The sequence below is a fragment of the Marinomonas sp. ATLA20 genome, from assembly GCF_057180105.1.
On sequence record NZ_JBXUKU010000021.1, the window covers coordinates 21,136 to 29,269 of the forward strand.

General features: G+C 44.4%; 7 protein-coding genes. All 7 read left to right on the forward strand.

The annotated features are described in order from the left end of the window. The first annotated feature begins 170 nt into the window (after window positions 1-170). The 7 genes from AC2A4J_RS19965 (at window position 171) to AC2A4J_RS19995 (ending at window position 8,045) form a co-directional block, all read left to right on the forward strand. Entirely contained in the window at window positions 171-1,361 is a 1,191-nt protein-coding gene (locus tag AC2A4J_RS19965; RefSeq protein WP_484177250.1) for a methyltransferase, read from the forward strand. Window positions 1,362-1,552: 191 nt separating this feature from the next. Then, complete coding sequence (locus tag AC2A4J_RS19970; protein WP_484177251.1) at window positions 1,553-2,380, forward strand: BrxR family helix-turn-helix transcriptional regulator; 828 nt, start codon at window positions 1,553-1,555, stop codon at window positions 2,378-2,380. A gap of 131 nt (window positions 2,381-2,511) precedes the next feature. Further along, the gene (gene cas3 / locus AC2A4J_RS19975) at window positions 2,512-5,298 is read left to right on the forward strand and encodes a CRISPR-associated helicase Cas3' (RefSeq protein ID WP_484177252.1); all 2,787 of its coding nucleotides are present in this window, start codon (window positions 2,512-2,514) and stop codon (window positions 5,296-5,298) included. Beyond that, window positions 5,295-5,885 (forward strand): type I-E CRISPR-associated protein Cse1/CasA, encoded by a 591-nt coding sequence (casA, locus tag AC2A4J_RS19980; RefSeq protein WP_484177253.1) that lies wholly within the window; start codon window positions 5,295-5,297, stop codon window positions 5,883-5,885. The genes cas3 and casA (AC2A4J_RS19980) overlap by 4 nt, the downstream gene beginning before the upstream one ends. A 23-nt stretch (window positions 5,886-5,908) precedes the next feature. After that, a complete protein-coding gene (gene casA, locus AC2A4J_RS19985; protein ID WP_484177254.1) occupies window positions 5,909-6,940 on the forward strand; it encodes a type I-E CRISPR-associated protein Cse1/CasA in 1,032 nt (343 codons plus the stop codon). A gap of 18 nt (window positions 6,941-6,958) precedes the next feature. Further along, complete coding sequence (casB, locus tag AC2A4J_RS19990) at window positions 6,959-7,462, forward strand: type I-E CRISPR-associated protein Cse2/CasB (RefSeq protein WP_484177255.1); 504 nt, start codon at window positions 6,959-6,961, stop codon at window positions 7,460-7,462. A gap of 52 nt (window positions 7,463-7,514) precedes the next feature. After that, entirely contained in the window at window positions 7,515-8,045 is a 531-nt protein-coding gene (locus AC2A4J_RS19995) for a type I-E CRISPR-associated protein Cas7/Cse4/CasC (protein ID WP_484177256.1), read from the forward strand. Window positions 8,046-8,134: the final 89 nt, after the last annotated feature.

An 8,134-nucleotide genomic window follows, 5' to 3' on the forward strand; every position in this document is an offset into this window, starting at 1 on the left:
AGGGTCCTTATGGTGTGCCACAGGAAAATCGCTGTGGTTATAATCGTTGCTTAAATAGCTTCTTCATTTTGCCGTTTTTATGACAAAATACAATGCAAGCGAGAGGGAAAATTCCTCAATACTGTAAAGAAAAAAAGACACCTAGTTTTTCCTCCCCAGCGAGCCAGTTTATGACCTCTTTTCAACAGCGTTTTCAAGTTCTCGATACTTGGTTAAAAACACATACACAGCTCTGGCAATTTGATACTTTTGCTCGCTTGGGTAATCCTTGGGAAAATGCCTATGCTGAATTGGCTTCACACTTAGCAGGAGAAAACCTAGAAATAGAAAGCGAGGCTTTTTATGCGGAAGTATTTCGACTCTGCCCAGAACTAAAGACTGCACTTAACTTTTCAAAGCCTGATTTTCTTGATGAATTGCCGCAGCGAGCACTTACTAATGATGTGCCAAGTTATGTCTCTGTGGGAATAAAAGGGCGTAAATGGTCACAAATCCAAGCATTCGTTGCTCACACTCCCAATGCCAACAACTACCTAGAATGGTGCGCAGGCAAAGGCCACTTAGGTAAATTATTAGCTTTTCAAGATAACAAACCAGTCTACAGCCTAGAATGGCAAAAGACGCTATGCGAAGCGGGCGAACAAGAAGCCAAGCGACTAAAACTACCGCAGACCTTCACTCATGCAGATGTGCTAAAAGGAGAAGGGCGAACCGCGTTAGCAAATACTCACTGCGCTGTAGCGCTTCATGCTTGTGGAGACTTGCATCGCGAACTCCTCCAACAAGCGGTAGCCGAAAATACTTCTATTGTCTGTATTTCCCCTTGCTGTTATCACCTGACCCAAGCAAGTCATTATCAGCCGTTATCACAAACCGCCCAACAATCAGCACTGATTCTGCGTCAAGCCGACCTTAAACTTGCCGTCAAAGAAGTGGCTACCGCCGGCGCACGTGAGCAACGTCTTAAACAGCTCGAACTGACTTATCGATTGGGCTTTGACGCATGGCAAAGAGTCGCTCGTCAGAAAGATGATTACCTGCCCGTTCCCTCCATTCAAAAAGCACTACTGAACCAAGGTTTTTCCGTTTTTTGCCATTGGGCCACCGAGCAAAAAAATCTAACGGACTTAATCGCCAAAACCTCTTTTGAAGGCTTCGAAGCCATCGGCCAAACTCGTTATCAACAAATACAAAAACTCGAAGCCATCAGCCAGCTGTTTCGTCCTGCACTGGAATACTGGCTCGTCCTCGACCGCGCCATGTACCTAGAAGAAAACGGCTACCAAGTCGAGATAGGCGCATTCTGCGAGAAAAGCTTAACGCCGAGAAACTGGATGATTAGGGCAGGGCTAGTAGATTAGAGCTCACCCGTCATTCCCGCGAAGGCCGGAACTCGTGTGGTGGACTCGCCTGCCATTCCCGCGAAGGCGGTAATCCATTGTGTAAATGAAAAACTTATTGATCTAAATACAAAAACACAATAATAGTCATTTGGTTATCGCAAAAAACTGCGCTACATTGCTAAGCTACAAAGTGTAAAGGAATGGTCAGCATGGAAGTCGCGCAGCGTTATTGGATGATAGAATTATTGGCTTTTTGGGAAGGGCAGATTAATACTACTCCCTTAATAAAAAGCTTTCGGCTAACACGCCAAAGCGTCAGCCCTTTATTTAAACAATATCAAGAAACAACGGGTAACGGCCTAGTTTATGATACTAAGCAAAAAGCCTACATTATCGACAATGACTTTGAGCCCCAATACATAGACCAAAGCGTTGACGAATACTTTGATTGGTTAAACTACGGCAAAATCCCTACGTTTTCTAATACCACTAGTGAATCCACCCAGCACAGAATCGAAGCCCTGGCGCGTTTTGTTTCACCGCAAGTCATGCGACCCTTATTAAAAGCTGTTAAAGACAAAACCGCCGTAGATTGCGAATACCTCTCTGTTTCCAGCAGCGACCCACAAGGCCGATTGATTTATCCCCATAGCTTTGTCAAAACCACTGGACGCTGGCACGTTGGTGCTTACTGCGACATGCGAAAGCAATTCCTCGACTTTGTGCTGAGCCGCTTTCAGAGCGTCGATTACGATGGCAAAGCCAGCGAACACACCGAGCAACAAGACACCCTGTGGAACACCCAAGTTTCATTGATTCTTGCCCCAGATTCCCGCCTCACCGACAAACAAAAACGCGTCTTGGAAAACGACTACGGCATGACCGACGGTCAACTCAACATCACCACCCGCGCCGCCCTCGTTAAATACACCCTTGACGATTTGCAGATCAAAACCAAAATGCTCGAAGCCAATCCGCAGGCCCAACAACTGGTGTGTGTTAACTATACCGACATAAAACAATGGCTTTATGACTGATAAACAGCGTTTAACACTGACATAAGGCAAAACCTGTCAAATAACTTTACGTGTGTAAATGAACAGGATTGTGGGGCAAGAAAAAGCACGGCACAGTGGAAGCAAGCTGGATAACTAGAGCGAGAAGGGATATGCAAGAAACAGAATTAGCTTCGTATTTTTACTACTGGGGCAAGGCTCAAAAGCAAGAGATAGACTTCAAAGGTGACCCTTATCACTTATTGCCTTACCACAGTTTAGACGTAGCTGCGGTGGGTGTGGAATATCTATTACAACACGATTCATTGAGTCGCTTCTTTTGTGAGCAATTGGATTGTAGTAGAGAAGATTGGCTAAATTGGGCTGGGTTTTGGCTGGCTCTGCATGATTTGGGTAAGTTTAGCGAAGCTTTTCAATCTCAAAAGCCGGAGTTGTTCGAGCAACTGCAAGGTCGCGAGCCTAATTCAGAAAAACCTTATAGTGAGCGTCATGATTCATTGGGGCAGTGGTATTGGAATGATCGGCTTGCTGATCAAGTTATTAATGATGGTTGGTTTGTCGATGGTCAACAAAGTAGTTTGGATTGCTGGGTGCGTGCCGTAACCGGGCACCACGGTCAACCTCCAAAGGCTTCACCATCTAATAGTCCCAGTGATGATTATTTCAGTAAGAAAGACCGTAAAGCAGTTCAGGAATTTTCTGAATATTTGCATGCGTTATTTTTAACTGAAGGTGTAAAATATTTTTGTTGTCACTTAACCCCAGTGCAGTTTGAAAAAACAAGCCAAGCGTTGTCGTGGTGGTTTACGGGGGTTGCAGTGTTAGCTGACTGGTTGGGGTCAAATACAGAATATTTCCCTTATCAGGATGAAGCGATCCCGCTACAAGATTATTGGGCAACAGCTCAAGTTAATGCAAAAAAAGCACTGAGCGAAAGCGGTGTGGTTCCCTGTGCGATTAAAAAAGATTTAAGTTTTAAAGAACTCTTTCCTGTTATTCATACTGCTTCGCCATTACAGCAATGGGCGATTAACGTCGATATCCAAAAATCACCCCAAATATTTCTGCTGGAAGATGTAACAGGAGCAGGCAAAACCGAGGCAGCAATTACCTTGGCGTATCGTTTGATGGAGTCAGGTAATGCAGACGGAATATTTGTGGCTTTACCAACAATGGCGACTGCAAATGCGATGTATGAACGAGTTTCCAATGTCTACTCAAAACTGTTTGTGGATGACGCCAATTTGGTTTTGGCACATGGTAGCCGTAATTTAGTGGATGATTTTGCTAAAACAATTATTCAGGCATCCAAACCAGAAAATGATTCTGAGCAAAAAGACGAAACGGCCAGCGCACGCTGCACCGCATGGCTTGCTGATCACAATAAGCGGGCATTACTTGCTCAAGTTGGCGTGGGAACTATAGACCAAGCATTGTTGGGTGTATTGCATAGTAAACATCAATCACTTCGGCTATTGGGCTTGTTTGGCAAGGTGTTAATTGTGGATGAAGTTCACGCATGCGACGCCTACATGCAAGGGGTATTAGAAGTTTTACTAGAGTTTCATGCACGTGCTGGCGGCAGCGTTATTTTGTTATCGGCTACTTTGCCTGTGCATATGAAACAGAAGTTGTTGGGTGCCTACGCCAAAGGTCGTAATGCTTTGTGCCCAGTAATTTCTGAGCAAGCCTATCCTCTAGCCACTTGGTGGCAAGCAATAAACACAAATCAGTTACATCAAGAACCTTTACCTACACGCGAAGCGGTAACTCGCACAGTTGCAGTGAATTATCAGCATGATATGGCTCAAGTGAAAAATGCAGTGCTAGCCGCATTGAATGCAGGGCAATGTGTATGTTGGATTCGCAATACCATCGCGGAAGCATTAGAGGCTCATACGTTATTTGCGAATGAAATCCCTACTGAGAACATCACTTTATTTCATGCGCGTTTTTGTTTGAGTGATCGGTTGGATGCAGAGGAATTAGTACTTCATAAATTTGGAAAATCCAGCACTTATGCGTTGCGTAAAGGCCGGTTAGTTATTGCGACGCAAGTTATTGAGCAATCATTGGATGTAGATTTTGATTTACTCATTTCTGACCTTGCACCTATTGATCGATTGGTACAAAGAGCAGGGCGGTTGCGTCGTCATAGTAGAGATGTACAAGGTAATCGGTTATTGGCAGAGGGTGCGGCTGACCAACGTGGTGAACCTTGTTTATGGGTTTATGCCCCCGAGTGGACAAACGAGCCTTCGGCAGCCTGGGTAAAAGATGTATTGCCTAAAGCAGGTTTTGTCTATCCCGATCACGGCCAGCTTTGGTTGACCGCTAAGGCATTGCAATCCGGTAGTTTTACCATGCCCCATGACGCACGACATTTAATCGAATCGGTTTTTGGTGACGACTCGCAAATTCCCAAAGGTTTACAGCAAGCAAACTTAACGGTGCAAGGCCAACAAATGGCCGATGCCAGCCATGCAAAAAATAATACGCTTACGCTGGTGTCTGGCTATAAACGTGGCGATGTAATGGATTGGTGGAGTGAAGCCAAAACACCTTCGCGGTTAGGTGAACAGAGCATCAATGTGGTTTTGGCGCGCTGGAAAAATGAGCGGTTAGTGCCTTGGGTAAAGCGTAATCATGCTTTGGCTTATAGCACAGTTAAAATTGCTGAGCGATTAATTGCCAAAGTGCAATTGCCCGCTACAGTCAATCAATTGGCTGAATACAATCGCGCATTAGAACATTTGCCAGACAAAGGTAAGTGGTCATTGTTATTACCACTTGAGCAAAATTCAAGCGGTAACTGGGTTGCGCAGGCGTGGACATCAGATCTAAACAAAGCCGCGCAATTATTAACATGGGAATATAGTGTGCAAACAGGTTTACAAATGGTGAGTGAAAATAATTACAAAGGAGCAGTTAGTGAATGAATTTATTAGATGAAGCATGGATTCCAGTACGCAGGTCAAATGGCGAACAGGATTGGATTACACCGCTACAAATAACAGACCCAACGATTGTTGCTTTGGATGCCCGCCGCCCAGATTTTAACGGCGCACTCATTCAGTTTTTAATTGGTTTGGTGCAAACCACTACGTCGATGGATTCTGAAATTGAGTGGAAGCAATGGAATGAACAACCGCCAACTACCGAACAGTTACAACAGTGGTTTGAACTAGTGCGCGAAGCCTTTGTTTTTGACGGCGATGGCGCAAGGTTTATGCAGGATTTTAGTCTCAGAACTGAGGGTGTTAAGGAAAAGGATTTTAATCCTATATCTGGATTGCTGATTGATGCTCCGGGAGAGAATACCTTAAAAGAAAACAAAGACCATTTCGTAAAACGCGATACTGTTAACGCGCTTTGTTTGTCCTGTACAGCAACTGCATTATTTACCTTGCAAGTAAACGCTCCAAGTGGAGGGCAGGGGCACAATACCTCTATCCGTGGTGGTGGCCCGTTGACAACGATTCTTCTTGCGGGTGACTCACATTTTTATGGCAAACGATTTGGTTAAATATTAAGAGGCAGTCAGATTTTTTGGCCGTTAATGGAGATGCGACAAAAACAGAGCTTGAATATAGTTTTCCTTGGGTGAAGACAATGAATGTTCTTCAACTGGAAGGCGGGCAGCTAACACCCATACAGGTTCACCCCGCGCATAACTTTTGGGGTACACCTCGACGAATTCGTTTGGATTTAGAACATGTTTTTGTCGGCGATTGTGATTGTTGTGGTCGTCAGTCTGGCGTATTGGTAGATCGCTATATTACTAAAGCTAAGGGCTTCAATTACAAAGGTGGCTGGAGTCATCCGCTATCGCCTTACTACGAAAACAAACCGGGTGAAATGCTACCACTTCATCCCCAGCCGGGTGGAATTGGCTATAAACATTGGCTGGCATGGTCATTAGGTTTACAAGGCAATAAAAAGAATGTTCAGCCAGCGCCCATAGTTTCTTATGTTTTAGAGTCGCAACGCCTAAAGGGCAAGCAATGCCGCCTATACGCTTTTGGTTATGATATGGACAGCATGAAAGCGCGCTGCTGGTATGAATCTACGCTGCCGCTTTATGGCTTATCAGAAAAAAATAAGGATGAATTAAATGCTGTTCAACGAGAGATTCAACGTTGGCTAGAAGCTGCTGATTTAGCTTCATTTTTATTGCGTGATGCGGTCAAGTCCTCTTGGTTTGTAAGAAAAGCAGATGGAAGTTTGGACGCCCGAGGTGATTACAGTTTTATCGATGCCAGTTTCTGGTCACAAACTGAAAATGGGTTTTATCAATTGTTACGCTCGCTAATTGAGCAAGCAAGAAGCGAAGATGAAGATATTGTTTTCAATCCCTTACGTGAACAATGGCGTGATCTGTTAATTATAACAGCTATTCGTTTGTTCGATGCTGATTTAGTTGGTGCAGCACCCATTGCACAACAAAACCCACGCCGCACCGCAGAAGCTTATAACCGCTTGTGCGCGAGCCTACGCGGTGACAAATTAAAAGAAACCTTAAAGCTACAAACAGCCAAGGCCGACAAAAAGACCAAAAAATCTAAACAGGATACAGCCTAGGGTTGTAAGGAGAAATATATGAACGAAAAAGTTTCGTTTCACCCAGAAGCGGCTTTAGGGCATTTGCTTTTGCGATGGTGGCAAGGGTTGGAAAATGACAAAGGCGGAAGAGCGGAGTTGCGCCGCGCCCATAATTTAACGGCTGTGGCTTTAACTGCGGCCTATCAACGGTTTTATCGCCAAGCTTTAAATTACGGCTGGCCAGAAGATGCGGCGCCGTGGTTAAACGAACGCTTAGCTGCAGTTGTAGGTTTGCTAGCGCATGTTAAATCGAATGATGGTCGCAAGTTGGCAGAGATTATGTCTGAGGGAGAGCGGCCAGTGTTTTCGGTGCTACGTTTTCGGCGTTTGCTTGAAGCGCCTACGCTGGACGATGTGTTTTTAAGTTTACGCCGCGCCTTGCCTATTATTGGTCACCAAGCAAATGTGCACCAAATTGCCAATGATTTATTGCACTGGGGCGATAAAACCAAAAAAGAATGGGCTTATACCTACCGCTGGCCAGCCAAAACCCAAGCTTAATTTTTAGTTAATAACGTCGAAGTTAAAATTTTTTCAAAACATGGAGATAGATATGTCACGTTTTATTCAGTTGCACCTTTTAGTGAGCTACCCACCATCAAACTTAAACCGCGATGATACTGGTCGCCCTAAAACCGCTATTGTTGGCGATGCCAACCGCTTGCGCATTTCGTCGCAAAGCTTGAAGCGTGCATGGCGTACATCAGATGAGTTTATTAGCGCTTTGCCGGGTACAAAAGATGAAATGTTAGGGAAAAGAACTAAACAAATTGGTGCTGAATGGATTTATAAGGGATTAATCGATGGTGGTGTTGATGAAGAATCTGCTAGAAAGTGGTCGCGCGATATTATTAGGGCATACGGTGCACCAGAGGGTGATAAAGATGATGGTAGCGATAAGGCGCTTAATTCTGGGCAATTGGTGCATGTTTCACCTGCTGAGATAAATAAATTAATAGCATTTATTAAAGATCTTTCTGCTTGGATAAAAAACGGAACTGCTAATGACGTTGTAGACGCTGTTGCAGATCTTATAAAAAAGCGTGACAAGGCAAGTGATAAGAAAAAAGGTAACTCTACTTGACCCTGTAACAAATTCCGTGTAACTGCCATTTAGTTAAGGTGCTTTTCGAGACGTTCCTCGAACTCAATAATAAATCGACTCATCGCTTG